Below are 26,420 nucleotides of genomic sequence, written 5' to 3' on the forward strand. Positions count from 1 at the left end.
AGCAGGAGGTCGATCAGCTCGCGCTGCACCGCGTACCCGTCGGCCATCCCGAGCGTCGGGTCGTCGTCGGTGAAGGGCGGGATGGGCGTGCGGGTGCGCCGGGCGTCGTAGAGCGCCCGGGCCTTCGCGGGCGCGTCGATCAGCGGCACAGCCATCCTCGTTCGTGGGGTTGGGCACTTCCTCGGATCACGGTGACTCCTGGACCGCCATGATCACGGCCTTGGGCTCGGTGAAGAACTCGCGGCTGAAGGTGCCGCCCTCGCGCCCCCACCCGGAGTCCCCCACGCCCCCGAACGGCGCCCGAAGGTCGCGGACGAAGAAGCAGTTCGTCCAGACCGTGCCGGCACGCAGGGCCGCGGAGACGCGGTGCGCCCGTGAGAGGTTCTCCGTGAACACCATTGCGTTGAGGCCGTAGGGAGAATCGTTGGCTAGCCCGACGGCCTCTGCCTCGGTGTCGAACAGCGTGAGGGTGACAACCGGGCCAAAGACCTCCTCGCGCTGCAGCGGGGCGTCGGCCGGGACATCGACGACGACGGTCGGCCGCACGACCCACCCGTCACCGCGTCCGCCGGTGAGCACCTTGCCCCCCGGATCGTCGAGGTAGCCGCACACCTTCCGCCAGTGCGTCTCCGACGCGAGCGGACCGACCTGCGTGGACGGGTCGCGCGGATCCCCCACGATCAGGGCCTCGGCGGCGGCGACGAACCGGGCGGTGAACTCCTCGGCGATTGCGCGCTCGATGTAGATCCGAGATCCGGCGAGGCAGACCTGGCCGGCGTTGGTGAAGATCGCCTTGATCGACCACTCGACGGCGGTGTCCAGGTCGGCATCGGCGAAAACCAGGTTGGCGCCCTTGCCGCCCAGCTCCAGGCTGACCGGGGTGAGGGCGCGCGCCGCCGCCGCGGTGATGGCCCGCCCGGTGCCGGACTCGCCGGTGAAGGTGATCCGGTCGACGCGAGGGTCGGTGGTGAGCGCTTCTCCGACCGATGCCGGGCCGTAGCCGTGCACCACGTTGAGTACCCCGGGCGGGATCCCCGCTTCCAGCGCGAGCCGGGCCATGACCGTCGCGGACGCCGGGCTGTGCTCGGCTGGCTTGAGCACCACGGTGTTCCCCCAGGCGAGGGCCGGCGCGAATTTCCACGACTCCAGCATCATCGGAAAGTTCCACGGCGCGATCGCTGCGACCACGCCCGCGGGCTCGTAGCGCGTATACGCATGATGGCCCGAGTCCATCGGGTAGGCCTCGGACGTCGCCAGGCGTGCGTGGTCGGCGAAGAATCGGATGTTCCACACGGTCCGCGGCGCGTCGATCGCTCTGGCTGCGACGACGGGCTTGCCCATGTCCCGGGAGTCCGCGAGAGCCAGCTCGTCGGTGTGCTCCTCGATCAGATCCGCGAATCGGTGCAGCAGCGCACCGCGCTCCGCGTGTCCCATTCGCGGCCAGCGGCCTTCGTCGAAGGCCCGGCGAGCGGCCTTGACGGCGCGCCCGGCCTCGTCGGCACCACCGAGCGCGACCTCCGCCCACGGCGTCCGGGTCCAAGGATCAACGGAGTCGAAGCGTGGGCCGTCCGCGGACTCCATGCCGTTGATGACGTGCCCGAAGATCGTCGTCATTGCGCCTCCGACAGCTGACTAGCCACGTCGATGATCCTGTCCTGCGGCCGCCGAGCGAGCCGCGCCCGCTCGGCCCTCGGTAGCGCTCCGGTGGAGTCGGTGACGCAGGGCACCCGGCAGACCACGCCGGCCACGTTCGCGGCCGCTCGGTCAGGTCCTCGGTGCCGCAGCATCGCGATCTTCGCCTGCGTGGCCTGCTCGCGGGCGGCCGCGATCAGCGGCAGCTCGTCGGCGCAGGAAAGGCTGTGGTCGAACGAGGAGCCGCTCGGCCCGTCCCGTGGGCCACCTCGGTGACCTCGACGCCGGCCCGCATCGAGCGCACGGACGGTGCCGCGGACCTGGGTCCCGGTGAACTGGTGCGCCATCGACATCCGCTCGGCCACGCGTGTCGCGGCGGCGGTCATCATGTCGAGTTTCCCGGTGTGGGGCGGCAGGTGGTCGTCATCGCCCGTGGCCTCGGGAACGCGGCGACCTTCGTGCGGCTCATGTGTCAGAGACTCGCACCGGCCCACGTCACGTTCGAAGCCGATCGTTTTGGCCAGCGGAACAGGACGCAGATGCCGCTCGGTCAGAGCCTGTCGCACTGCCTCGTCGCGGGACGGGAGGAAAGAGTTCGAGGAGTTTATCCGACCCAGCGCCGACCACCGCGCTGGTAGAACGGGGCACCGGCCGTCACCCGAACCGTCATCGCCTACAGCCACCGCACCGGGCTCGGACCTACTCCTCCAGGTCTAGGGCAGACCGTGGTCGGCCACTCCGGAGACACCGGAGGAAGTGCATGCCTCACCTGAGCGAGCACCAGCAAGACGATGTGTTAAGACGGTTGACGACGTGTGCCGACGCCAATAACATCGTCTTCACTGGCCCCTGCTGTCTGGTGGCCGGGAGTGCGGTGATCGAGATGGACGAGCCTGATGCTGCGACGATCGCGAAAGGTGGCGTCGGCGGTGTGGCTCGGCAAGAATCGTGGGTCGGCGGCGATCTCGCGGACGTGGGAGCACCCTGAGACTGTGCGAGATGATCGGCGCGGCAACATGCCCGCTCCGGCTGATGTGTGACTTGGTCGAGCCCGAAACTCGCATTGACTTTGGGTGGCCCTGGCGTTGCCCGACCCTGCGTGGACTCATGACAAGTGGCTGATCCGTAAATACGGCCGCATGCCGTCATCTCAAAGGGGAGATCGTGTCCGACACTTCCACGTACACGTCCAGATCGGTGCGTTCTCGGCAACAGCGCCGCCGCTGGCTGGTTCTGCTCGGCAGCGGCATCGCGAACGCGGTGGGCCCTGCGGCGGTCGTGTTCGCCACGATCGGCACGTTCGTCGTGCCGATCACGGCCGAGCACGGCTGGAATCGGACCACGGTCACCGCCGCCGCTTCGGTGTTGTCGGTCGGCATGGCGGTAGCGATGCCGATCGTCGGTCGCCTGCTGGACCGGTTCGCGATCCGTCCGATTCTGCTCACGTGTTGGCTGGGGTACGTCGGCTGCACTGCCCTGATCGCCACGACTCCGAGGAATGTCGTCCTGTTCCTACTGCCGTACTTGTTTCTCGGCTTCTTCGGCTCAGGCGCGGTCATCGCCTTCCCCAAGGCTGTTCTCAGCTGGTACGACAATCGGCGTGGTCTCGCGGTCGGGATCCTGGCCGGACTCGGGACCCTCGGTGGTGCTGCCACTCCCGTTCTCGCGTATGCGTTCATCAGCGGGGTCGGATGGCGGGCCGCCTATGCGCTCCTTGCACTGATCTCGGCGGTCGTCGCGATTCCGACGATCCTGGCGTTCGTCCGTGTGAGAGCCGAGCGCAGCGTCCGTGGGCGCCTGGTCGATGAAGTGGTTGTGGGAGATCACAAGGTCCGTCTCGAGCTGCCAGGGCTGACCTTGCGACGCGCACTTCGTGGACGCCACTTCTGGATGATCGCCGCGATGATCGGCCTGCAGGGCACAGCGCAGGGCGGGCTCGTGGTGCACCTGGTTCCGCTCATGACGGACCGGGGACTGAGCCAGCTGATGGCCGCATCGCTGCTCACCATTCTGGCCGCGACGTCGTTCTTCGGACGAGTGGCCGGAGGTTGGCTTCTCGACCGGGTGCACGTCGGTGTTGTGGGTGCAGTCGCGCTGGCCGCGCCGATCGCGGGTCTCTTCCTCCTCGCTCCGCCATTCGGTAGGGCCGCTGCCGCCGTCGTGTTCTTGGGGCTCGCGTTCGGGGTCGAGAGCGACCTGCTGAACTTCCTCGTGAGCCGCTATCTGGGCATGCGGTCCTTCGGGCAGCTCCTTGGCGTGGTGTGGGTAGTATCCCTCGCGGGCACCGCATTGGGCCCGCTACTGCTGGGTGCGGGGTTCGACCATTTCGGCTCGTACGACGCAGTGCTCCCCGTCGTGGGGCTCGCCTTCGGGCTATCAGCGTTGATCATCCTTCTCCTCGGGCGGTACCCGTACCCCGCGGTAGCGGGCTTCGACGAGCTCGCGGCGCGCGACGAGTTGGCCGCGGCCGAGGTGCTGAGCGAGGTTGCGGAGGCCAAGGATCGGAACGTTCCCCCACGATCGTGACCGGTTGTCGGAATCCCCGAGCGGCGGACGTTGCCGCTGCACAGCGTATCTACCAGGCCGGGGCCCTCAGTGAGAACCCGTGCAAGACGTCATGTTGACACCCTTGACAGGGTGTGCAAACCGCAATAGCGTCATACTTGCCTGCATTCGATTCTATCGGCCAGGAGTGGCGGTAAAGAGGCATGAAAGAGCATTCTTCGCGGTCGCGAAGGTGGCGTCGTCCTGGTGACCCGGCGACTCTCGAGGGTCGGCGTGGCCAGGGACGCGCCCGGAAAGGGCGAGATGATCGCGGCGGTCGATGTGGGGCTCAGGGCGCACGACAGGGGGCTTTTACCGTGAGTATCGACCTTGCGATCAGCTCGACCGCAAGGATCGCGCCGACGGACCGGGCGACCTCCAGCAGAGCCCTCGCGGGCCCTGCGCCGGTACCCGTGAACCTCACCGAGCCCGGTTCGGTTCTCCGGCTGACTGCACGATCGGGTGGCGCGCGCCCGGCCGGCGGGCCACGCTGGAGCAGCGACCGACCTGATCCTCCCGGCTGGGCCGGCGCCAACTGCGGTCAGCTGTGACATCGCGAGCGGGAACGGCGAGATGGCACGGGGTCCGCCTCGATGGAACTGGCGGAACAGCACGTTCCGACGACGAACTCATCGTGCATCGTCGGCGCCAGGAGCAGCTCGTCGAGGAGTGCCCATTCGGCTCGGCTCCTGCTCAGGGTCGCCGACCCGAGCTGAGCAGGTAACCGCCAGCTCGGTGACGAGAGGAAGCGCGTCGCCGCGTGGTTGGCAGATCCCTTCGTCCTCGTCCGGGAACGGACAGAATACCAGACCGCAAAGGTGCGCCAATCGCGAAGTTTCCGATTTAAGGACAACGGCCACTCGCCAATCAAAGGTCGTCTCGGCGAGAGCTTGGACGCTATCCGACAGACGGTAGCCAAACGTGCCGGAGGCGACCTTCTCAGATTCCGGCGCGCCCGCCGGCGACAGATGATATCGGCGACCCGCCGCTCGACGTCGCGGCCCCGGCCTACCGGGCGGCAGTATTGTAGTATGTCCCGCGTGAATGCGAACGGCGATGACCGGGCCACGGGGAGATCGAGTGCTGCCAAAAATATCTCGCTTCGAGAAGCGCAACGCGATGTGACTCGCCAGCGGATCATTCAGTCTGCGTCGGAGCTCTTCGCCGAGGTGGGCTATACCGCGACGACGTTGGAGGACGTCGCGAGTCGGGCAGGTGTCAGCCGAGGAACGATTTATCTGCACTACAAGAACAAGGCACAGCTCCTGCGCGCGGTGTATGAGTCGGTGGCGCCGGAGCTGGCCGCGTTTCTCGAGCAGCTCAGGGGGCCGAAGACCCGCGCACAGTTGGAGGAGGTTTTTGGGCGGGTCATCGAATGGTGGGCGGAGCGTTTCTCGCTGCCGTCGCAGTTCATCCGGGAGGCGGCGCTCAGCGATGAGGAGGTCCGGGAGTGGTTCCTGATGAACCTCGAGTCGAATATTGCGACCGTTGCCGCAATCCTTGAGGCTCACGGGGTGTCGAAGCCTGTCGCTGACGGTCGTGCCCTTGTACTGGGAAGCATGTGGTCCGAGGCCGCTGGATCGCTCAGACTCGGCTTGATCACTCCGCGTCGGCGGGTCACGGTTCGTGACGCGTTTGTCGATCTCTTCATGGCGTCGTGCCGCCCGAGTCGGGACGGGGACCCGGAGTCTGCGCGGCAATTGGGTGAGTCGCCTACAGGAAATTGATTTAAGCAAATGATCAGATTCTATGCCGTGCTCGGCGGAATGTGGCGGTGGGCCACTGGGAGGGAAGGGCGCGACCAGTGAACGAGCTGACTCCGGCCCGCGGCCGGCACCGTCATCAGCGGTCCTCCGCGATGAGCGCGCCTTCTGGGCCTCCCTTCTTCCTCTTTCGGTTCTGATCTGATATCTCAACGCCAAGTCCCATTGCACAGCGAGCGGACCGGGGAGCAGCCGCGTGCTTCGGCGAGTCGCAAGCATCGTTGTGGATAGCTTTTTCCGGAACCGGCAATGATGCGGTGGTGGTCCGGCTGGCCAGACGATCGTCGGTGCTGCGTAGCGAAGCTGACTGCCGTCGGCAGGGACCGTGGCGACCTATCACGCATCGCGGAGCGAGTCGGAGTCGCCGACTCGTGCGATTTCGGGTGCGATCGGCCTGGTCCTGAGAACCTGGCCCGTCTTGCACCGTTCGGACAATGAGGGGAATCTGGATGGCCTCGAACGAGAAGAACTCCACGGTCAACCTTGCGAGCGTTGTGGGCCAGAGCAACAAGAATCCCCGGCTATCGGGTCAGGTTGCTATCGTCACCGGCGCGGCCACTGGTATGGGGGCGGCGATCGCACGGCGGTTCCGGGCGGAAGGCGCGCAGGTTATCGCTGCCGGCTTGCAGGTGCGGGAGCTCACCGAGCTTGCGGCGGAGATCGATGCGTTGCCGGTCGAATGTGACATCACGAACGACACGGCTGTGCATGCGATGATCCAGCGAGGGGTAGAGCGTTATGGGAAGTTGCACATCCTGGTAAATGCAGCCGGCGTGATCTGCTCGGACAAGGTTGAGTCCGCACGGGACCGCGAATGGCGAAGGGTGCTGGATGTCAATCTCGACGGGACGATGCGGGTATGCCGCGCCGCCATTCCGGAACTGAAGCGGTCGGGCGGTGGCTCGATTGTCAATATCGCCTCAGTCGCAGCCTTCAACTCCACCCCAGGGCGGGCTTCGTACTCCGCGAGCAAGGCCGCGGTGGTAGCGCTGACGCGATCGATCGCTAACGAAAACGGGCGTGACGGAATTCGTGCGAACTGCCTGTGTCCTGGACTGATACGCACGCCGATGGCGGAAGCCGAAGTCGACGGCATCGCTGCAGAGCGTGGTCTCAGCGCCGACCAGGTGTGGCGGGATGTGGCGTCGCAGTCCGTCCTGAACCGAGTTGCGCGGCCGGAAGATATTGCTGGTTGTGCACTGTTCCTGGCTTCCGCAGACGCTGCGCTGGTGACAGGCTCGGTGCTGCTTGCCGGCGGTGGTGCAGGAGCACCGCCTTCGGCCCGGGCGTTCTAAGACGGCATTTCAGAAGTCCAGACCCCGTGGCTCGGGCGACAGCATGGAAGCGCCGATCCGCTGGCAGAAGGACTGGCCGTTCTGCTGGCGATCTTGCTTCTCGGCCTTCTGCAATTGGCGTCGGAGGTCGTGTGTCGGCGGCGGCCGCCGACTTGATCCGCGGCTACGCCACGGCGCTACGCATCGGTCTGCCGTATGAGGTGCCGACGCGGCCGTCCGGCGCGGGATGGCCGAGCTCGCCATCCGCAGGTGCCGGCGGCCAGGGCGGCGACATGAACGGAGGTGATCGGGACGATCGTGGTACCCGGCCGACATCGGAATCCATCTCCACCGCCACAGGAGCGGGATCGGCGCGAGCGGGGCGACGTTGACCGTGGGCCGCTGCTGGAGGCCCCCACACCCAACGGGGCCTGAGCCCGGTTTCTCCAGACCCGTGCCGGTTCAGCCTGCGGCCAGTAGCCTGCGGACCCAGGCGCCTCTCGTCGAGGACGCGCTCTGGGAGAGCGAAGCGTCTGGCGCCATGCCGACGAATCCATGGAAGCCGCCCGGCCAGACGTGCAGCTCGCACGGAACGCCAGCTTGCAACAGCCGTGCGGCGTAGTCGATGTCCTCGTCGCGGAAGGTCTCGACCGACCCGACGTCGATGAACGCAGGGGGCAACCCGGTCAGGTCGGTGGCGCGTGCCGGCGCCGCATAGATGCTGACGTCATCGCCACCCCGGCGCTCGCCGAGTAGTGCGTTCCATCCAGTCGTGTTGCTGGTGGCGTCCCATATGCCGTCACCATGAAGTTCTTGGCTGCTCGGCGTGATGAACCTGTCGTCGAGCATGGGGCACATGAGCAGTTGACCGAGCAGCCGGGGTCCGCCCCTATCCCGGGCGAGGAGCGACACGCCGGCTGCCAGGCCACCGCCTGCGCTTGTGCCCACAACGACGATGCGGTCCGGGTCGCCTTGGATCTCCGCGGCGTGCTCGTGGGTCCACAACAGGCCCGCGTAGCAGTCCTCGATCGGAGCCGGGTCAGGATTCTCCGGAGCGAGGCGATATTCCACCGACACCACGACGGCGCCGCTGTCGACAGCCCAGTCGAGAACGGTGTCAACTCCGGTGCGGTGATTTCCGATAATCATGCCACCACCATGAATATGGTAGAAGATCGGCGCTTCTGGTCCCTGGGCCGCGGGCCTGAGGACGAGCAGCGGAATCTGGGGTGCTCCCGGCGGACCCGGCACGGAGAGGTGCTCGAGGTCGATGGTCCCGTCGCGCCGGAGAACGTCGTCCGCGACCGAGAACACGGGATTGGCGCGCAGCGCCTCGATGTCCTCGGGCGCGATGGTCGGCGACAGTTGTTGGTGCACGGCTGACAGCACCGGGGCGAGTTCCGGATCGATCCGTGGGTGTGTGCTGGTCATTGGCGATTCCCTGCGGCAGTAGTAGTGAGTGGGTCGATTACGGTGTCGGCCGCCCAGCGGGCGACCTGGGATGGATACGGCGCGCCGAGGCTGAGCACGATATGGCTGAACCCGCCGTCGAGTGCCGCTGCGATCGTGGTGCGGGTGTCGTCGGGCTCGTCGTACGAAACCGGAAGGACGATGGAACGGGTGATCTCCGCCGGGTCACGACCGATCTCGACGCACAAGCGGTCTAGTATCGCGCTTCGAGCGAGGGCGTCGTCGATGCTGCCGCCGGGCATGTTCCACCGATCGGCATGCTCGGCCACCACACGCAGGGTCGGCGTGGCGACGCCGCCGATCGTGATCGGCGGGTGGGGCCGCTGCACCGGTTTGGGGCTGCTGAACGCGCCCGCCAGCTGGTGGTAGGCGCCGTTGAAGTCGAACGGGGCAGTTTCGGTCCAGAGCCGGCGCACAATCGTGCATGCCTCGGCGAGGCTTCCCACCGCGTGGGTGGCGTCGTGGAACGGCAGGCCGTGAGCTTCGTACTCATGGCGGGCCAGCGGTACGTCGGGCCGTGAGCCTGCGCCGATGCCGAACTCGAGCCTGCCGCCGGAGACGACATCCACAGTTGCGGCGATCTTGGCCAGGATGGCGGGTGGGCGGAATCGATTGCTCGTGACGAGCAGCCCAATGCGCAGCCGTTCGGTCTGGGCCGCGAGTGCGGACAGCGTCGTCCAGCCTTCGAAGGTGGGCCCTTCCGGGTTGCCGAAGATGGGCATGAGGTGGTCGAACAGCCAGGCGTGCTCGATCTGAGGTATGCCGTCCGCCTCGCGCCAGACGCGCAGGACGTCCTCGTAGGCGACCTGCGACGGAGCGGTCATGATTCCGAAGCTGGGCCTGAAGGCCTGCGCACGGAGACCGGTCATGTCGAGTCGATCCTTCCCATGGGGTTGCTGGCAACGGTCGGTACGTCACCGGGAGCGGACCACGCGCCGTGGTCGATGCCCAGCCCGTACGCGGATATGCCAGGGCTGCCTGCTGGACGACAGCGACGCGCTCCGGACTCTCGACATGGCGCGGATGTCGTTGTGGTCCCGGAGGCCGACGGGCCCGTGTGCCGCGCCGAACAGGGCCACCGGGCCGATGGTGCCCGAGCCGAGTCGATGTCCGTCGGGGACCCGGTCCGGGCTACGGCCCAACGGCGGAGACCAGGCGTGGCCGCCGCGGACGGTCTGGCCCGGCCTCGTCAGCTCGGCGATGTCAGGGCTCATGAAGATGAGGTACTCGGTGCCTCTGCCGGCTCAGATCGGCATCGCCGGTTCCGGGCAGACAAAGAAGCCGGGCCGCCTCGGCGATCGGGGCGCCCGAGATGATTCGGCGCGATCGGGTCGTTACCGGCCTCGGCCGATCGTGTGTCGCTCATGCAATGACTACGTTCTCGTCGGAGTGATGGCGCTCCGGATGACGATCCGACTGTATCGCCATCCGCAGCGTTGCTCGAATACAGTATATGGAACATTGCTCCGGTTGGCAACGTGCACGGAGGTGGACGGGCTGAGACGGTCGCTACGTCGCCCGCGCGCACCCTCGGACTCGCCGCAGCGACCTCGACCCACGTTCCGCCCGGGCCCGTGCGAGGGTTCGCGGTCACGGCTCGCGGGGTCCGCCGACGTCCTGGTCGCCGAACACGTCCGGCGGAGGCGCTGTACCCGGACCGGGCGAGGGTCGAGAGTGCGCAACGAGATTGTGGAGCATTTGCGCCCCGTGGTCGACGGGCTGCTCGACACCCCGCCGCGGACGGTCCTACCCGCGCCGACGTCCGGGCTGACGACCTGATGCTCGTGATCGGCGAATCCGCCTGGGCGGAGAGGAGAACTGCCGACTGCCGCCCCTGCCCAGTGATCGACACGCCTTGTCGTTGGGCCACGCTCGACCCGCCGTAGCGGTGATCCGGTGAACGGCCCGGGGTGGGCCCCGGGTGGTGCCCGGGTGTCCGCCCGCCTCGTGGGCCAGGCGCGGGCCGGCGGGCTCCAGCTCCCCGGCCGGGAAGAGTCGCCACGCGTGTCGTCGCGGATCCGACGTTGCAGTGGCGAGGCGGAGGCGCGGGCAGCCGGCGTCGTCGGCGGCGCACGCTCGAGCGCAATGATGAACGAAGTGTCGATAGCCTTGACAGGCGATATAGCCATACTTAATCTGTGGACGGACGGTTGGTCGCGGTGACTGCAGAGTGGCGGTTGCAGAGATGGGCGAGGTCCTATGCTTCCTGACGAGCCGGCAACGAGTCGGGGTCATGACCCGACAAGGGGCAGCTGCCGACGAGGCGATGACCGGCGCTGAGACTGTCGGAAAGCCTGACACGGAGCGCCGGGAGAACGAGGACGGCCCAATTCGCGCCGGAGATGGTCATGCTCGATGCCGTGAACCTCATCGCGGCGCAAGGTCGAGGTTTGATCTGTGCGTCAACGGTGCAGGAACGGCTGAGACGATCGACGGTTCCTCCGATCGCCGCGCAGAGCACAGATCTGCGACAACCACGCACGGCGCGACGGCGTGTAGGCCGGTTGCCAGTCGGGAACGATCTCCCAGTCTGGGCGTGCCGCGTGAGAATTGTTGGCACCTGAGGTGATCCTGCCTCTCGGACATCTCGACCAGGTGAACACTCGCGGGCAACCGGAGGACCCTCAGGCCGGAGCCTCGACGGATGGGGCGAGTGCCTTTCGGTTCCGTTCAGCATGTTCGCAGATCGCTTGGACGAAGAGGATATCGAGACCTGACACTGGGCGGACCTCGACTCGGACATCTCCACCGTGGCAGTGGTCCTCGAGCGGCACGATGTCACGACGTCGCCGCTGGCAGCTGAACGCTCGTCCTGGGGTGGGTTGCCGAGGGCAGCCCGGTCGCTCGGGGTCGGCCCGATCGCCGGCGGGCCGGACAGGCGCGTCCATGGTGCGTTCGTCGATCCTTCCCGGCGTCGTGTGAGGCCGGACGAGCTGCGCAGCCCGAGGGTGAGCGCTGGTCCGGGGTCAGGCTGACGGACTCGAAGGCGTTCAAGGCGAGCAGTTCCGTTCGTGGTTGTGGTGGCACTCGACGGCAGCAAAGGAAGGAAATCGACCGATGGATCTCGTAGAGAGCGGGTATCCCGAAGTAGCGGTCACGGGCGGTCGCCTCCGTGGGCGTCGCGTCGGCGACGTCGCGACCTTCCTGGGTGTCCCGTATGCGGCCGATACCGGTGGCCCCAATAGGTTCCGGCCGCCGCAGCCCGTTGGGTCATGGTCCGGACTGCGGGACGCGCTGCACGTCGGAAAGGCCTGCCCGCAGGTCACGCCGCGTGAGAGTGTGCCGATGCGTCCTGATGTCGCGGCGGCCATCGACGACGGGTACACCGACAATGGGAACATGAGTGAGGATTGCCTCAATCTCAACATCTGGGCGCCGGTGTCGGCGAACGACTCGTCCGGCTTGCCGGTTCTCGTGTGGCTCCACGGTGGCGTTTTCACCAATGGAAGCGGAAACCTCAGACGTACCGACGGCTCGAACCTCGCCAAGCGTGGAGACGTGATCGTCGTTGCAGTCAATCACCGGCTCGGCGGATTCGGCTATCTGCATCTCGGTGGCCTGTCGAACGAGCCCGATGTCGCAACGGCAGGCAACAACGGGATGCTCGACATCGTCAAGGCCCTGGAATGGGTGCGGGACAACATTGCCGGCTTCGGTGGCGATCCCGACCGGGTCACGGTTTTCGGGTATTCGGGTGGCGGGTTCAAGGTATCCGCACTGATGGGGATGCCCGAGGCGAACGGGTTGTTCCACCGGGCGATCGCCCAGAGCGGTTTCTACGAAGGCGCCGACGCCGCGGTGAGCACCGAGGTGGCGCGTCGCATGCTCGACCGACTGGGAGTCGAGCCCGGGGACATCGATGCGCTTCGTGCCGTACCTGCCGACGAGATCGTCCGCGTGCAGGAAGAGCTGGGGGGCGTCTACTCCGGTCTCTCGACCGTCGTTGACGGAAATATCATTCCCGCTCCCGTCTCCGAATCGATCAGAGCCGGTACGACCGGACAGGTGCCGTTCATCGTCGGATATGCGCGGGAAGATGCGTCCAGTTTCCTCAGCCATCTGCCTGCCTATGGAAACGTCACCTGGGAGAATCTCCCGGAGATGCTGCAACCCGTGCTGGGCGACCGAGCGCCGGACGCACTCGAGGTGTACCGGAAGGCAAGGCCCGACGACGACCCCACCCGGCTGTGGGCCGGAGTGATCGCGGACCATCTCTTCGGTGCGCCCGCGGCGGTGCTGCTTGAAGCGCACGCAGCGGACCCCGCACGGCGCACGTGGGCCTATGTCAGCACATGGACATCCCCGGTCATCCCGGACCTCTATGCCGGGCACGGCATCGAGGAGGTCCTCTATTTCGACAACGCAGAAACGACAGCGGCGACACGCGATGCTCCGGACGGGGCGGATCTCGGGCGCGAGCTCAGCGAAATCTGGGTCACATTCGCGCGCGACGGAGACCCGAACGGGACCGGAGCGCTCAAGTGGCCCGAGTACGAACTCGACAAGCGCGCAACGATGATCATCGACATGCCTCGTACCATCCGATATGACCCGTTCGGTGCCGAGCGTGGCTTCTGGTTCGACTCCGGCGCGTCGTTCGGCCCCGATGATGCCTTCCATGGCGACTCCAGTTCGCCGGCGGAACGGGATCAGGTGTAGCCCACTATGCGGCGGCCGGGCGGGAGCCTCCGGAAGCGCGGTGTGGATCGCCGCCGGCCGGAGGTGACCCCGCCGGTCGCTCGCGCCGATCGACCAGGTGGTGGTTCCGTCCTCGGCATTCCCTCGGCTGCCGTGCCCCACTCGGCGCCAGGACGAGCGTCGCACTCCGCACGCTGAGCTGTCGGCGCGGCACTGACGCGATCGATCGCGATTGAGAACCGGTCGTACCTCATCCGACACGGGTGCTCGTGCCCAGCGTCGATGCCCACGTCGACGGTGCGTTGCCCGGCGGGGTGTTACGCTGGTTGCGCGGTGTCCGGGCCTCGGCGACGCCGGGTGGCGGGGTTCCCTGATCGTCGCCGGCCGGCCGGGTGCGCCGAGGTGGCTCAGGCCCTGACTCTTGCCGGGTCGTTGGCGGACCAGCGGCGAGGCACCGTCCGACCGACGCGCAGGCGCGCGAGCCTCGGGGGAGGCTGATCGCCCGCCGGACGCGAATCCGGCGGGCGTCGCAGCGCTCAACCGGCGGAAACAGCTCGCGTCGGCGTGTGGGGCTGGTCGAGCCAGGTCAGCGGTGATCGCCGGACGGCTCCACCGCTCGAATACGGAGAAGTCGTTCGGCGTTGCGATGGGCAAGCTTCTCCTTGTGCACTGGGCTGATCGGCGCGGTCTCCACGAAGGCCCTCGCTCCGCCGTCGCCGTCGAACCGTCCCTTGCTGCCTCGGTACGGGTCGTCGTCGCCGAACATCACGCGGTCCGGCCCGAGGACGTCGAGCGCCAGTGCCAGCAGGCGATGGCTGAAGACACCGCCCGCGGTGACGTTGACGTTCGCGGTGATGTAGTCACGGACGTGCCGCTCCAGTGGCACCTTCGCGATGCTGAGCAGGTCGGCCCGATCGACGAACGGTACGAGCATCTCGCCCCACCGTCCGAGGATGACTTGCAGACGTGGGTGGCGATCGAAGGTTCCGGCCAGGATCAGCCGAAGCGTGGCCAGACCTGCCTCCGCATGCCATCCCCAGCCGCCGGTGGCCAAGGCCATGTTGGTGAAGTCGTCGAACCCGCTGTAGTAGGTGTCCCGCACCGACTGCGGCGGCATGCCGGGGTGGATGTACAGCGGTACCCGCAGCTCGGCCGCCGCCTCGAAGACCGGCCGGAGCTCCACATGGTCGAGGTATCGCTCGCCGGTCCGGGGGACGAGCTGGGCGCCGACCAGTCCCAGCTGGGTGACGCAACGCTCCAGCTCCCCTGCGGCGGCTTCGGGATCCGGCGTGGGCAGCGTGGCGAGCGCCGCGAAACGATCGGGCCGGGCACGAACGGCGTCAGCGAGGAAGTCGTTCGCGTCCTTGGCCAGCGGCACGGCCTCAGCGGGTGGGAGCGGCTGGGTGCCTGGGCTGGTGATCGACAGCACCTGCAGATCCACACCGGTGGCGTCCATGCGGGCCAGACGGTCGTCACCGACGTCGCGCAACCGCCGGTCGGTGGCCGGTTGGCTGCTCATCTTGGTGACGGAAGCGTCCCCACCGAACTTCAGCAGCGCGTCGCGCAGGTCCGCGGTCCATACATGTTCCTCGACACCGACAACCCGCCGTACCGTAGCGGGCCGATTAGTCATGAGAGTCCTCCAGAGGCCTACCTGATGGTTGCGTGGTCGGCGGGTCCGCGGGCCGGCATGGCGTGGGACGAATGCCCACGGCGGGCCCGTATCCGACACGCGATTGCGGTCCGGTGTCGCGAGGCCGCGTCAGGTCCAGAGGCGGGCGCTCGCGTGTTGTGCCCCCTCCACGAGCGAGGCCAGCTTGGCCCACGCGACGTCGGGGGCGATGCGTCCACCCACTCCGCAGTCCGTACCGGCAACCACGCGCTCGCGGCCCACCACTTCCGCGTAACGGACTATGCGGTCCGCGACCACCTCGGGATGTTCGATGACGGGGGTCTTGTGGGTCACAACGCCGGGGATGAGGATCTTGTCGTCGGGCAGCCGGACGTCCTTCCACACCTTCCACTCGTGCTCGTGCTGAGGGTTGGCTGCCTCGACCACATAGCCGCCGGCAGAGACCTGCAACATGAGATCGACAATGTCCGCGAGCGGAAGGTCGGTGCTGTGGGGTCCGTTCCAGCTGCCCCAGCACAGGTGATAGCGGACTTGTTCGGCGGGAATCCCCCGCAGGGCATGGTTGAGCAGCTCGACGTCCCGCGCGGCGACCCGGCGGTATGCCTGGAGATCGGAGTCCGGCCACACGTCCCACGATGCGACGAGGACCGGATCATCGATCTGCAGGGTGAAGCCCGCCTCGGCGATCGCCAGGTATTCCTCTCGGACTGCCTCGGCGACCGCTCGGCGATACTCGTCGTCGTCGCTGTAGTAGATGTTGGGGAATGCGTACACGATGGACGCGGGCGACACAGCCGGCAGGAAGGCTTCGGCGGGGCTGGTCGTACCGAGGGCAGCCGTCAGGTTCTTGAGGTCGCGATCGACAAGATCGTCGCCCTGGAATCGCACCTCGCCCACACACGCGTTGGGGTTGCTCTTCTGTACCGCGTCTCCGTAATAGCCGCTGAAGGCCGCGCGGTCCTTGCTGCGCCGATCTTTCCAGGTGTCTTCCGCCGCGTTGGTCAGGCCGGTTACGCGTTCGCAGATGTACAGGTTCCAGGTCCCGTGACCGTGGTCGGCGTCGCCGGTGCTGCGCACGGCCTTGCCGAACTCACCGTCGTTGATCACGTCGATACCGGTGTCGACCTGTTGCGCGACGACCGACTTGACCGCTTCGGCCAGCACCGCGTCGACTTCATCAGCGGCCGAACGGCCGTAGAGGTCGAGAAGGTGGCGTGGCCTCGGCAGGCTTCCGGTGTGAGTGGTCAGGAAGCGATTCGTGCTAGTTTTCATCACGTACTCCTCGGATTTCCGTCATGCGGCATCATGGACTTCAGGTGAGCGGCGGCAGGCAACGCCCCGACCCTCCGGCTTTGCAGTTCGCTCGTCGTCGAGATCAACTCGAACTCACTCTCGTTGGCGAACCGATAGGAGCCTCGGTGTCCGGCCGTATCGCTCTGCGCCGGTGGCAGTTTACGACGGCAGGCTGTGGGGGAGACCGAAGTGGAGTTTTGCCCGCTCCGTTGCCGTGCCCAGATACTGGGCGGAAATGTGGCTGCGGTACATGGCGGCGTCTCGGTAGTAGCGTTGGAGCCGCTGGCCCCGCTTGACCGCCGATGAGCTGCCGATGCTGAACACCTCGTCCACGGCCCGGGCCGCCAACTGCCCGGCCTGCTGCAAGATGGTGTAGAGCTGGACGTCGTCTTCCTGGTCGAACGGCTGGCCGGTGTCCGCCCATCGCTGGCAGCGTTCCATGTACACGTCCCCAACGCGATAGATGAGGGCCTCCGCGGAGTCTGCGAGCACCGACGCCAGGCCGAAGGCGCGTTGATGGTCCGGGTGGGTGTAACGGGGCACCCGCGGTGGGAAGTGGGTCTCCTTGGTGGTGATCAGTTCTTCGAGTTCGTCCACCGCTGCCCGGGCCGCGCCCACGACCGAGACGGCCAGGCCGGCGTGATAGACGCTGCGGAGCACGCCCAGGTACATCGGGTTGGGGTGCAGCTCGGTCCCCACGTTGGGCCCGGCCGCGCGCATTCCTTCCCAATCGCACGTCCAATGCGTGGGGACGAATACATTCTCGACGACAACGCTGTTGGATCCACTCGATTGCAGGCCGAGCAGGCGTCCACCACCCCAGTCGTCCAGCATTGTCACCTGGCCGCGAGGGATCACGACGACGATGTTGCTCGGGTGTTGCTCCGCGTCGTCGCCACCGGAGACCGTGGCGTTGCCCATGAAGTGGGTGGAGTAGGGCATGCCGGAGCAGTAGTCCCAGGTGCCGTTGACGATGTAGCCACCCTCGGTGGGCACCGCGCTGCCCATCGGAGGGACGCGGTGCGGGGCACGGAAATCGCCGTTGGGGCCGAAGATCTCCCGCTGCGCCTGCTCGGTGAACCCCGAACCGATGACCAGCGCGTGGTGTGAGGCCAAGGCGAGGCACCAGCCCGTCCCCGGATCGCCCTCGGCGATCTTCACCATCACCTTCCAGAAGGTGGTGACGTCGAACTCGTACCCACCGAAACGTCGAGGCTGGAGGATCCGGTAGAAGCCGTTCGCCTGGAACTCCTGATGAACCTCCTCGGAGTATGAACCTCGACGCTCGAAGTCGTCCTGGAGGCTGCGCAGCTTCGGCTTCATTGACTCCGCCCGAGCGATCATCTCGGCTGGCGTGAGATCCGGTTCCGGGACCGGTACCTCCGTTCGATCCAGACCACTGAGCGTGCTCATGCTCTTGTCCTCCGCTCCTCTAGAGCCCAAAGTCGATCTCTGTCTCGTGATCACATAGCTGACGTTGTGGCTGCGACTCGATATACGGGAGAGAATCCCGGCGCGACGAGGCATCGAGGTCGGAAGCCTGATTCCATGACCGCTTCGTCACTGGTGTCGCGTGTCGTCGCAAACCGGCCCGGGGTCGCTATCGCGTCTCCACCAGTCGCCCTCCTGCAAGCGTCCTCGAGAAGTGAGGGTAACAGGCAGTAGGTAATCGGTCCACAAGGGAATTGGTCCTCCACGGGATGGTGTCGAATGACGAATGTTCCGTCACGCTGTCACATGATCGGCCGCACGCGACGGGCCCGAGAACGGGATCGCCGCGTATAACCCGGGGAAATCTCCTCACCTCACCACGGCGCCCCATCCATGCGAATCGTTCGATGGCGGGGAGGCGACGAGGCTCCCCGACATTCATGGTGAATTCTTCGATCCGTGGGGTGCTGCGTGGCGGGACGGGGCCGGGTCATCACTCGGGAGCCAGTACGATGTCGAAGCGCGTCCTCGACCATGGCCGGCCGCCGAGCGGCCGCCCATCGGGCGTCGGCGTTCCCGGCGCCTGGTTCTCGAATCGCTTGATGAGCGAGTCCCTGACACCGAAGACCGAGTCACCGACCTCGAGCTGTGGGTCGTCCTCGACGAAGATGTGGGTCGTCAACATGTGGTAACCCGGCGCGGTCACCATGAAGTGGAGATGCGCCGCGCGCACCGGGGAACGGCCGACCGCTTCGAGCAGCGCGCCGACCGGACCGTCGTGCGGGATCGGGTAGGGCGTCGGGCGAACGCCCCAGAAGCTGTACCGGCCGTCCTCGCCGGAGTGAAGGTGAGCCCGGCCCGCGATCCTCCCGTCGTCGTACTGGACGTCGTAGTAGCCCTCGTCGTCGGCCTCCCACACCTCGATACGGGCCCCCGCGACGGGGTGACCGTCGGTGTCGGTGACCGTGCCCTCCACCCATGTCGGAGTGCCCGTGGCGCCGGCCGCGATGTCACCACCGGGATCGATGTGCGGCGAGTTCGGGACGAAGAACGGCCCGAGGACGGTAGACTCGGTCGCGCGCCCATTGCCCTCGTTGTTCAGGGTGACTGTCTGCATCGAGGCGCCCAGGACATCGGAGAGCAGAATGAACTCCTGGCGGTTGTCGTTGGTGATATGACCGGCTTCGGTGAGAAAGCGGATGGCGGCGCTCCACTCCAACTCGGTCAGCCGAACGTCCCGGATGAACGCGTGCAAGTGCCGGGTGAGGGATTCCATCACCTGCCGCAGCCGAGGATCCGGGCATTGAGAAAAGCTTCTCAGGACCCGCTCGATGATGGCCTCTTCACGAGCGCACTGCTCGTGGCCGGCAGGGGATGCGGTGAGGGCGTCGGTCATCGAGCAACTCCTGTTCGAGGCGCCGTCAGTTGAGCCGGGAACCGAGGCGGGAATGCGGCGCCGGTGCCGTACCGGTGAGGGCGTTGGTCAACAGAGCCGTGAGGGAATCGGCAGTCACCGGTCGGGGGTTGGACGGTGGCGCGACCTGCCGGATGCGGTCGACCGCGTCGGGAATGTCGGTGGCGGAGAAGCCGTAGTCTGCCAGTCGGCGCGGTGCGTCGACCGCATCGCGGAAGGAGCCGAGGGCCGCGACGGCCGACTCGGCGGGCTCGTCGCCTGCGACCGCCGGCCTGCCGAGTGACGCCGCGAGCCGGGCCGCCAGCTCGGGCACGGCGGGCGCGTTGAACGCCAGCACGTGAGGGAGGACGGTGGCGTGGGTCTCGGCGTGCGGCAGGTTGTACATCCCGCCCAGGACATGGCAGATCTTGTGATGCAGTCCCGACCCGGCGGACCCGAAGGCCACCGCGGCCAGGTAGCAGGCGTAGAGCGCGTGCTCGCGAGCCTCGAGGCTCTGTGGGTCTCGCGTGATCCGAGGCAGCGCCTGCGTCAGCGCGCGGGCACCTTCCAGGGCGAGGGCCAGGTTGATGGGATCGGCGTTCGGTGCCCAGAGGGAGTCGATGCAATGCGCGAGACTGTTCAGCCCGGATGCGACGGACAGGCCTGCGGGCAGCGACAGCGTCAGGGTCGCGTCATAGACGACGCTGGCGGGAAGAACCCGATCGTCCACACCGGTGGTTTTCGTCCGTTGCGCGGCCGTACCCCATACATTGGTGGCCTCGGAGCCGGCATATGTTGTCGGCACCGCGATGATGGGGAGTCCGGTCGTCAGTGCGATCGCCTTTGCCAGTCCGACCGCTGAGCCTCCGCCGACGCTCAGGAGCAGATCGACCCCGTGGTCGGCCGCGGCGGCTCTGGCGGCCGCGACGGTCTCCACGGGAACGTGTTGGACCACTTGGTCGAACCAGTGCGCGACGTCGAGGTTGCGGCAGACAGTCTCGGCGAGGTGTTCGTGGCGTGACGACGCGACGACCATGATCCGCCCGGCACTGAGTCGCCGGACCTCGCCCGCGACATGGATCGCGGCCTTGCCGCTGCCGAACAACACTCGCTGACCGAGTGTTGTGTGAACGAAATCCATGTCCGCTCGACGTCTCCTTCGACTGTCGTGGGAGGTTCTTCCTGCGAAGTCGGTCCGACTGCGTCGATGCCGCTACGCAGATCGCTGGATCGGTTCGCCCGTCGCCTCGATGAGCGCCTCTCGCATGCGGGCGAAGTCCACGACCTGTCCACCCAGCACTCGCAGCTGTTCGGCGACGGCCTGGTCGGAGACAGCCCCGGTCTCGTCGAAGACCGGAAGGGCGGAGTTGATCGGTACGCCGAGCGGCGTCGGCCAGCCCCGCAGGGCGTGCACGATCGATCGTAACGACGTCAAAGTGGTCATTGCCGCCTGCCACCCGTGGGCGCACACGATGCACCCCACTGCCGTGCCGTCCAGATACACCCGGCTCGACGTCCGGAGGTCCTCGAGGTAATCCAACGCGTTCTTCAGCAGACCTGACACTCCGCCGTGATAGCCGGGGGACGAGATGATCACGCCGTCCGCGCGTTCGACGTCCCGCAGGAAGCTCGACTCCGCCGCGGTCCTTTCCCGACGCTCGGTCGAGTACATCGGGAAGTCGAGCTCGCCGGCCGTGATCAGGCGTACTCGGGCCCCGGCTTCCTCGGCGGCGCGAAGGGCGTAGGCCAGCGCTCGCTCCGAGGACGAGCCCGCCCGCCCCGTTCCCCCGATGCCAAGTATGAACGGGCGACCCGTACTCATATCCAGCTCCCTGACTCCGGCTGCGTGTGAGCACTCGGAGCATATATCTGACTGAACAGCATGTCTAGTAAATGCACTGTGCGCTCACCTGGTCGTCAGTCTGGTCGCACTGTCCGGTGTGGCCGATCGTTCACCTCGCGAAACGGGAGCGTCGGATCTTCGGTGTGACTGGTGCGTAGACCCGGGCGTGGCCGCGGGAAGGACCACGGAGAACCGACACCGTGCCGCCTGCCCGGTTCGAGCGGCACCATCTCGCCCCGTCACTCGTGGACGCCGCGCGCGGAGAGCACAGTGCTCGTCGGCGTCGGCGGGTTGAGCGCTGACGCCGCCTGGAGGCGACCGACGAGATCGTGCTCTCGCTGACCGCCCGGGTCTCGTGACAGGGGAGGCCGCGGCCGATTTCGTCAAGGTGTACGGTGCGACGCACCACGTCGTCGGTGGCAGCGGCAGTTTGTCGGGCGCCGCATCGCCGGGCCGGGTGATCTGCCGCGCTCGGGTGGGCCGCCCACGGGGTCAGCGCGCGACCATCCGGCGCTCGGGTCGCGCTCGGTCCAGCCGTCGCTGCGCCGAGGAGGCGGCGGCGCGCAGGGCGTGGAGGGTGCGCTCCGGATGGAGACCGTGGGTCCAACCGGTCACCGAGATCGCCGCGACCGGTCGGCCTTCCTGTCCGACCACCGGTGCCGCCAGGCAGGCGATACCGGCAGCCGACTCCTCGAGGTCGCGTGCATAGCCACGCCTGCGGATGTCGTCGAGCTGGCGGAGCAACATGTTCGGTGCGACGATGGTCCCTCGGGCGTGGCGCGGCAGCCCGCGGGACACAACGGCGCGGGTCACGTCAGCGGGTGCGTGTGCGAGCAACGCCTTCCCGACTGCCGTGCAGTGCGACGGCATCCGTCCTCCGACCCGAGATGCGACCTGCGGTCCGCGATCCGGTTCGAGTTTTTGCACGTAGACGACGTCGGCGCCGGCGAGGACGGCGAGATGCACGATCAGCCCCGTCTCGGCATGCAGTGCCTTGAGGACCGGGCCGAGGGACTCCCGGAACCGCCGCTCCTCGGGTACGAGCTGTCCCAGCTCGAACAGCTTCAATCCCAAGCGGTAGCCGTGCCCCTCCGACCGCTCGACCAGCCCCAGCCCGACCATCTGGCTGAGCTGGCGATGCAGTGTCGGCTTCGGCATCCCGGTCCGTGCATGGAGCTCGGCGAGGCTGGCGGATCCGACCGGGCCGAAACCGTCGAGGATTGCCATCGCGTGGCTGAGGACCGAGGCCGTTTCCCGCGGCCTCTCCTCCTCACGAGGATGCAGTAACCCGCCTCCGTCAGGGGACGACATGGGTCCTCCGCAAGGTTGTCGATGTTGGGATGTGGTCTTCCGGGCCCGTGACGGCGGGAAAGGGCTCATCGCGCCTGCGCGGTCGACGGGAACGACAGGTCGGAGATGAGGTCGGCAGCTCCCGGGATCGAGACCGGTCCACCCGCATCACCGCCGAAGCCGGTGAGGCGGTGGTGTGGGGTGCGGGGCATCAGGGCCTCAGCACTATCCGTCCGGACGTCTGCCCGGCGGCCTGGCGCTGCCACGCCGCGCCGGCATCCTCCAGGGGCGCCACCTCGTGGGTGGCGGTGAGGTCCCCTCGGAGGGCGAGCTCGGTGATCGCCGTGACGGCAGCGGCCCGCTGCTCGCGGGTCAACGCGTTGTTGGTGTACCCCAGCAGGCGCAGCGAGCGGCCGCGCAGCGTGGCGGAGTCGATCGGGGACGTCTCGGCGGCGGAGCCACCGAGGTTCACCAGGCGACCGTTCGGGCCCAGCGCGCGGGCCGCCGCGGCGGCCGGTGCGCCGTAGAGCGGGTCGAGCACGAGATCGACGGGTCCTCCGGCGGCGTCGGCGAATCGGCGGGCGAGCTCATCGACGTCGTCGGTGTCCAGCGCCACGACGGCGTGCGCACCGGCTTCCTCTGCGCGAACCCGGGCAGCCGTCGACCGCGCCCCGGCGATCACCCGGGAGGCACCGGCGGTGCGGGCGAGCTGAACGGCCGCCTGCCCGACGACGCCACCGGCGCCGAGTACGATCACCAGCTCGCCTGCGGTGAGCTCGCCGCGCCAGGTGAGCGCCATGTGCGCCGCCACCGCGGACAAGCCGAGCGCTGCGATCTCCACCGGATCGGCGCCGTTGGGCAGTACGACGAGATCGGGCTCGGCCACAGCGACCACCTCCGCCATGCTGCCGTCGCCCGGCGCCATCCCGGCCGTCGTCGGGAACCACACGAGACGGCCGCCGGCCCGCCCCACGCCCTGCACGCCCGGGACGTAGGGAGTGGCCGGTTTCCCGAAGTACGAGGTCCCGGTGGCGCACAGCAGATCCAGTGGCGTGATCGGCGCGGCCAGCACGTCGACCAGCACCTGTCCCTCCGAAGCTGCGGGAGGTGCCACCTCCGCCACCACCGGGGGGTCGCCGACCCCAACGACTTGTGCGGCCTTCATGAGGTGATCTCCGGGTCGGTCAGCGCCATGTCGTCTCCCTTGGCCACACGTGCTCTGCATGAAGTACTTACTTGCACAGTACGGTGGCACGGACTGCTGTCGCTGGCAAGCGATTGCTTTTGCAGGACCTTTCTGGCCACCTCCCGGGAAGTCGCCCCTGGCCTCTTGACTGATATTGAAATACTTACTTCACTTCAGGAGGTGGCGCGCACGCCACGTCTCACCGTCGACAGGAGGCACATGGCATGGGCGAGATTCTCGGACTTGGGGTCACGCACTACCCGCCACTGGCCGGGTCGGATGACGACATGGCGTGGGTGATCAGGAAGGCGCTCCAGGACCCCCTCGTGCCCGACCACGCCAAGGACGTGAGCACCTGGCCCGCGCTGATGCGCGAGGAGTGGGGCGAGGACGAGGGGCGTACGTCGGCCCGCCGCCACCGGGCCCGACTGGTCGCCGGGCTCGACCGCTGCCGTGCGGAACTGGATTCCTTCGCCCCGGACGTCGTCGTGATCTGGGGCGACGACCAGTACGAGAACTTCCGCGAGGACATCATCCCGCCCTACGCGGTGCTGGCGTACGACGACATGACGATCAGGCCGTGGGCAGATCTGGCCCACTCCTCCGGTATGCTGGGCCGGTCCAACTACTGGCAGGAGGGGCCGGACGCGGAGATCTCGATCAAGGGCCATCCGGAGGTCGCCCGCTGGTTGGCGAAGGAGCTCCTGGACAAGGGCATCGACGTCTCCTACGCCTATCGACCCCTACATCACGACGGGATGGCCCACGCGTTCCTCAACACTATCTTGTACCTCGATTACCACCGTCGCGGGTTCCCCTACCCGGTGATCCAGTTCCCGCTCAACTGCTACGGGTCGAAGGTCATCGGCGACAAGGGTTTCGTCGTCTCCCTGGGTGACGCAGCGCCTCTCGACCCGCCGTCGCCGCCGCCGTGGCGCTTCATGGAGGTGGGGGCCGCGGTGGCGAAGGCGTTCGCGGCGAGCGACCTGAAGGTCGCCCTGATCGCATCATCGAGCTGGAGCCACGCGTTCACCACCGACAAGACCTGGCGTTTGCAACCCGACGTCGAGGCCGACCGGGTCCTTTACCAGGCGCTGGTCGAGGGTGACTTTGATGTCTGGCGAGCTCGGAGCCTGGCCGAGGTCGAGGACAGCGGCCAGCAGGAGCTCCTCAACTGGCACACACTGCTCGGCGCGATGGAGTCGCTCGGACGCAAGGCGCCCGACTGGAGTTCGTTCGAGGAGAGCTACATTTTCAACTCGTCGAAGGCTTTTGCCGTCTACCGGGCCTGACCGGGATGGGGCGGGCCGTCACGAAGGGCGGGATCGAGTGTCGGTCGAGCGATCGGATGCGCCTCCGCGGCGCCGCCGGGACAGCGGAGCGACGAAGGAACGCATCCTCGTCGCCGCGCTCGAGGAGTTCACCGCCCGCGGGTTCGCGGGAGCGCGGGTGGAATCGGTGGCGGCCCGCGCGGATGTCAACGTGCGGGCCTTGTACCAGCACTTCGGCGGCAAGGAACAGCTCTACGAGGCGGTCTTCGGGGATTCGTTCCAGAAGAAGCACACCGCCGTTCTCGCCGCGATCGAGGCAGTCGCCGAAGGCCGCGACTCCGCCGGCGAGCTCGTCCGGGCGTTCCACCACCTGCTGGCCGACAGCCTGGCCTTCGTTCGCCTCGTCACCTGGGACGCATTGTCCGTCGACATGGACGCGCCCGGTACGAATGTCGTGGCCTCGGGGGTACGGGCGAGCATGTACGCCGAGGAGATCCGGATCATCCAGAAGGCCCAGCGCGCCGGGCACCTCCCCGCCGACCTGGACCCCGACCTGCTGCTCGTCACCATGATGGGTCTGGCGATCTACCCGGCGGCGCTCCGCCCGCTCACGAAGATCATCACTGGGCAGGTCCCCGAGTCTACGGAGTTCCGCGACCGATACGACTCGTTCCTCGACCATCTCGGAGACCTCCTCTTCACGAACCGACCCTCCGGCGTCCGCAGCGACCGACCGTCCGGCGTCCGGAGCGAAGCCGCCGCGCGAGATCGCCTTCTTCGCGTCGCGGCGAGGGCGTTGGCACGGGAGGGCCTGGTCGACGCTTTCGGACACTGTTCACTGCGCATCGACGAGTCCTCCTTCCTCGTCACGCCCTCCGTGCCGCTCGGGCAGCTGCAGGACGGGCCCGGGGTCACGGTCCCGACGCGGGGCCCGTTGCCAGTCGGCGTCGCCGGCGAGGTGCGCATGCACCAGGCCATCTACCGGAGGCGCCCTGACGTCGGCGGCATCGTCCGGGTGCTGCCGTCCGCCGTCGGCGCGCTCTCGGTCCTGGGCCGCACCGCGCGCCCTCTCGACCGCAACGGCGCCTACTTCTTTCCGGGACCGCCGCTGTGGCCCGATCCCGGGCTGGTACGGGACGATGAGCGAGCCGACCAGGTCGCACAGGCACTGGGCGGTAGTGCCGCGATCGTGTTGCGCGGGAACGGCGCCGTCGTGGCCGGGCCGTCCCTGCCGCGAGCCGTCGTTCTCGCGCGGTTCCTGGAGGATGCCAGCGCCACCGACCTGGCCGTGAGAGCTGCGAACGGCGCGCCGATCGAATTCACGGCGGACGAGGCCGCGGCACGTGCGGTCTTCAGCGGCGGCATCGAGGAACGGATGTGGCGTCACCTCACCCGCGACGATCCGGAGAACCAGGAGGCCGGCGACGACGCTGCGCGCTGATCGCCGGCGTTCCCGCCCGTCAGAGCGGCGTGTCGGGCCCGGGCGACCGGTCGCGGATGCTCCTGCCGGTGGCGTCGAGGATGGCGTTCGCCCCCACGGCGTCTGAGCTGGTGCTGCTGAGTACGCAGGCGCCGCGTGCCCGACGCGGGCGCGTGGGCGGGTACATCGGGAAACCATGTCGCCGCTCAGTCGTGACGAGCGCCGACAACAAGGCGGGACCGTTGGCCGGTGAGAACTCGCAATTTCGGAGCGAGACCGGCCCCGGTGGCGGGCAGTCACCGGACCTGTGGCTCGGTCTCTCCCGGAGTGCCACACCGC

Annotated in this window: 20 protein-coding genes; 8 read left to right on the top strand and 12 right to left on the bottom strand. The window is 67.6% G+C overall.

The window, feature by feature from the left end:
* Nucleotides 1-186: 186 nt before the first annotated feature.
* Nucleotides 187-1,614, bottom strand: coding sequence for an aldehyde dehydrogenase (locus LWC35_RS33245; RefSeq protein WP_232874460.1), 1,428 nt, complete (start codon nt 1,612-1,614; stop codon nt 187-189).
* Nucleotides 1,611-2,021 (bottom strand): hypothetical protein, encoded by a 411-nt coding sequence (locus LWC35_RS33250; protein WP_232874461.1) that lies wholly within the window; start codon nt 2,019-2,021, stop codon nt 1,611-1,613. Before LWC35_RS33250 ends, LWC35_RS33245 begins: the two co-directional genes overlap by 4 nt.
* Nucleotides 2,022-2,392: 371 nt before the next feature.
* On the opposite strand from LWC35_RS33250, the gene LWC35_RS33255 reads away from it, so the two are divergent.
* The 5 genes from LWC35_RS33255 to LWC35_RS33270 all read left to right on the top strand — a co-directional run bounded on the left by LWC35_RS33255 (nt 2,393) and on the right by LWC35_RS33270 (nt 7,234).
* Nucleotides 2,393-2,620: a hypothetical protein gene (locus tag LWC35_RS33255; RefSeq protein ID WP_232874462.1), complete on the top strand. Its 228-nt coding sequence runs from the start codon at nt 2,393-2,395 to the stop codon at nt 2,618-2,620.
* A 176-nt stretch (nt 2,621-2,796) separates the two neighbouring features.
* A complete protein-coding gene (locus LWC35_RS33260; RefSeq protein ID WP_232874463.1) occupies nt 2,797-4,158 on the top strand; it encodes an MFS transporter in 1,362 nt (453 codons plus the stop codon).
* Nucleotides 4,159-4,340: 182 nt separating this feature from the next.
* Nucleotides 4,341-4,727, top strand: a complete 387-nt coding sequence (locus LWC35_RS41145) for a 3,4-dihydroxy-2-butanone-4-phosphate synthase (protein ID WP_372463151.1) — start codon at nt 4,341-4,343, stop codon at nt 4,725-4,727.
* Between the two features lie 489 nt (nt 4,728-5,216).
* Nucleotides 5,217-5,903 (top strand): TetR/AcrR family transcriptional regulator, encoded by a 687-nt coding sequence (locus tag LWC35_RS33265; protein ID WP_232874464.1) that lies wholly within the window; start codon nt 5,217-5,219, stop codon nt 5,901-5,903.
* A gap of 485 nt (nt 5,904-6,388) precedes the next feature.
* Nucleotides 6,389-7,234 (top strand): SDR family NAD(P)-dependent oxidoreductase, encoded by an 846-nt coding sequence (locus tag LWC35_RS33270; RefSeq protein ID WP_232874465.1) that lies wholly within the window; start codon nt 6,389-6,391, stop codon nt 7,232-7,234.
* Between the two features lie 441 nt (nt 7,235-7,675).
* Here LWC35_RS33270 and LWC35_RS33275 read toward each other — a convergent pair whose 3' ends face one another.
* Both LWC35_RS33275 and LWC35_RS33280 read right to left on the bottom strand, forming a co-directional pair.
* Nucleotides 7,676-8,644: an alpha/beta hydrolase gene (locus tag LWC35_RS33275; protein WP_232874466.1), complete on the bottom strand. Its 969-nt coding sequence runs from the start codon at nt 8,642-8,644 to the stop codon at nt 7,676-7,678.
* Nucleotides 8,641-9,552, bottom strand: coding sequence for an LLM class flavin-dependent oxidoreductase (locus tag LWC35_RS33280; RefSeq protein WP_232874467.1), 912 nt, complete (start codon nt 9,550-9,552; stop codon nt 8,641-8,643). The genes LWC35_RS33275 and LWC35_RS33280 overlap by 4 nt, the downstream gene beginning before the upstream one ends.
* Before the next feature lie 2,188 nt (nt 9,553-11,740).
* Between LWC35_RS33280 and LWC35_RS33285 the strand changes: the two genes are divergently transcribed.
* Nucleotides 11,741-13,342: a carboxylesterase/lipase family protein gene (locus LWC35_RS33285; RefSeq protein WP_232874468.1), complete on the top strand. Its 1,602-nt coding sequence runs from the start codon at nt 11,741-11,743 to the stop codon at nt 13,340-13,342.
* A 565-nt stretch (nt 13,343-13,907) separates the two neighbouring features.
* On the opposite strand, the gene LWC35_RS33290 is transcribed toward LWC35_RS33285, so the two are convergent.
* The 8 genes from LWC35_RS33290 to LWC35_RS33325 all read right to left on the bottom strand — a co-directional run bounded on the left by LWC35_RS33290 (nt 13,908) and on the right by LWC35_RS33325 (nt 23,318).
* Nucleotides 13,908-14,954 carry an amidohydrolase family protein gene (locus LWC35_RS33290; RefSeq protein ID WP_232874469.1) on the bottom strand — a complete coding sequence of 349 codons (1,047 nt, stop codon included), beginning with the start codon at nt 14,952-14,954 and terminating at the stop codon, nt 13,908-13,910.
* 129 nt (nt 14,955-15,083) lie between these two features.
* Nucleotides 15,084-16,226, bottom strand: coding sequence for a cobalamin-independent methionine synthase II family protein (locus tag LWC35_RS33295; protein ID WP_232874470.1), 1,143 nt, complete (start codon nt 16,224-16,226; stop codon nt 15,084-15,086).
* A 180-nt stretch (nt 16,227-16,406) separates the two neighbouring features.
* Nucleotides 16,407-17,660: an acyl-CoA dehydrogenase family protein gene (locus LWC35_RS33300; protein WP_232874471.1), complete on the bottom strand. Its 1,254-nt coding sequence runs from the start codon at nt 17,658-17,660 to the stop codon at nt 16,407-16,409.
* A gap of 511 nt (nt 17,661-18,171) precedes the next feature.
* The gene (locus tag LWC35_RS33305) at nt 18,172-19,074 is read right to left on the bottom strand and encodes a hydroxyquinol 1,2-dioxygenase (RefSeq protein ID WP_232874472.1); all 903 of its coding nucleotides are present in this window, start codon (nt 19,072-19,074) and stop codon (nt 18,172-18,174) included.
* Between the two features lie 25 nt (nt 19,075-19,099).
* Nucleotides 19,100-20,212, bottom strand: a complete 1,113-nt coding sequence (locus LWC35_RS33310) for a maleylacetate reductase (RefSeq protein ID WP_232874473.1) — start codon at nt 20,210-20,212, stop codon at nt 19,100-19,102.
* 72 nt (nt 20,213-20,284) lie between these two features.
* A complete protein-coding gene (locus tag LWC35_RS33315) occupies nt 20,285-20,893 on the bottom strand; it encodes an NADPH-dependent FMN reductase (RefSeq protein ID WP_232874474.1) in 609 nt (202 codons plus the stop codon).
* A gap of 513 nt (nt 20,894-21,406) precedes the next feature.
* The gene (locus tag LWC35_RS33320; protein ID WP_308194726.1) at nt 21,407-22,294 is read right to left on the bottom strand and encodes an IclR family transcriptional regulator; all 888 of its coding nucleotides are present in this window, start codon (nt 22,292-22,294) and stop codon (nt 21,407-21,409) included.
* Between the two features lie 121 nt (nt 22,295-22,415).
* Nucleotides 22,416-23,318: a quinone oxidoreductase family protein gene (locus LWC35_RS33325; protein WP_232874475.1), complete on the bottom strand. Its 903-nt coding sequence runs from the start codon at nt 23,316-23,318 to the stop codon at nt 22,416-22,418.
* A 296-nt stretch (nt 23,319-23,614) separates the two neighbouring features.
* Between LWC35_RS33325 and LWC35_RS33330 the strand changes: the two genes are divergently transcribed.
* Both LWC35_RS33330 and LWC35_RS33335 read left to right on the top strand, forming a co-directional pair.
* Nucleotides 23,615-24,682, top strand: coding sequence for a DODA-type extradiol aromatic ring-opening family dioxygenase (locus LWC35_RS33330; protein ID WP_232874476.1), 1,068 nt, complete (start codon nt 23,615-23,617; stop codon nt 24,680-24,682).
* Nucleotides 24,683-24,719: 37 nt separating this feature from the next.
* Entirely contained in the window at nt 24,720-26,102 is a 1,383-nt protein-coding gene (locus LWC35_RS33335) for a class II aldolase/adducin family protein (protein WP_232874477.1), read from the top strand.
* Nucleotides 26,103-26,420 lie beyond the last annotated feature (318 nt).

Source organism: Pseudonocardia kujensis, from assembly GCF_021283305.1.
Classification (GTDB): domain Bacteria; phylum Actinomycetota; class Actinomycetes; order Mycobacteriales; family Pseudonocardiaceae; genus Pseudonocardia; species Pseudonocardia kujensis.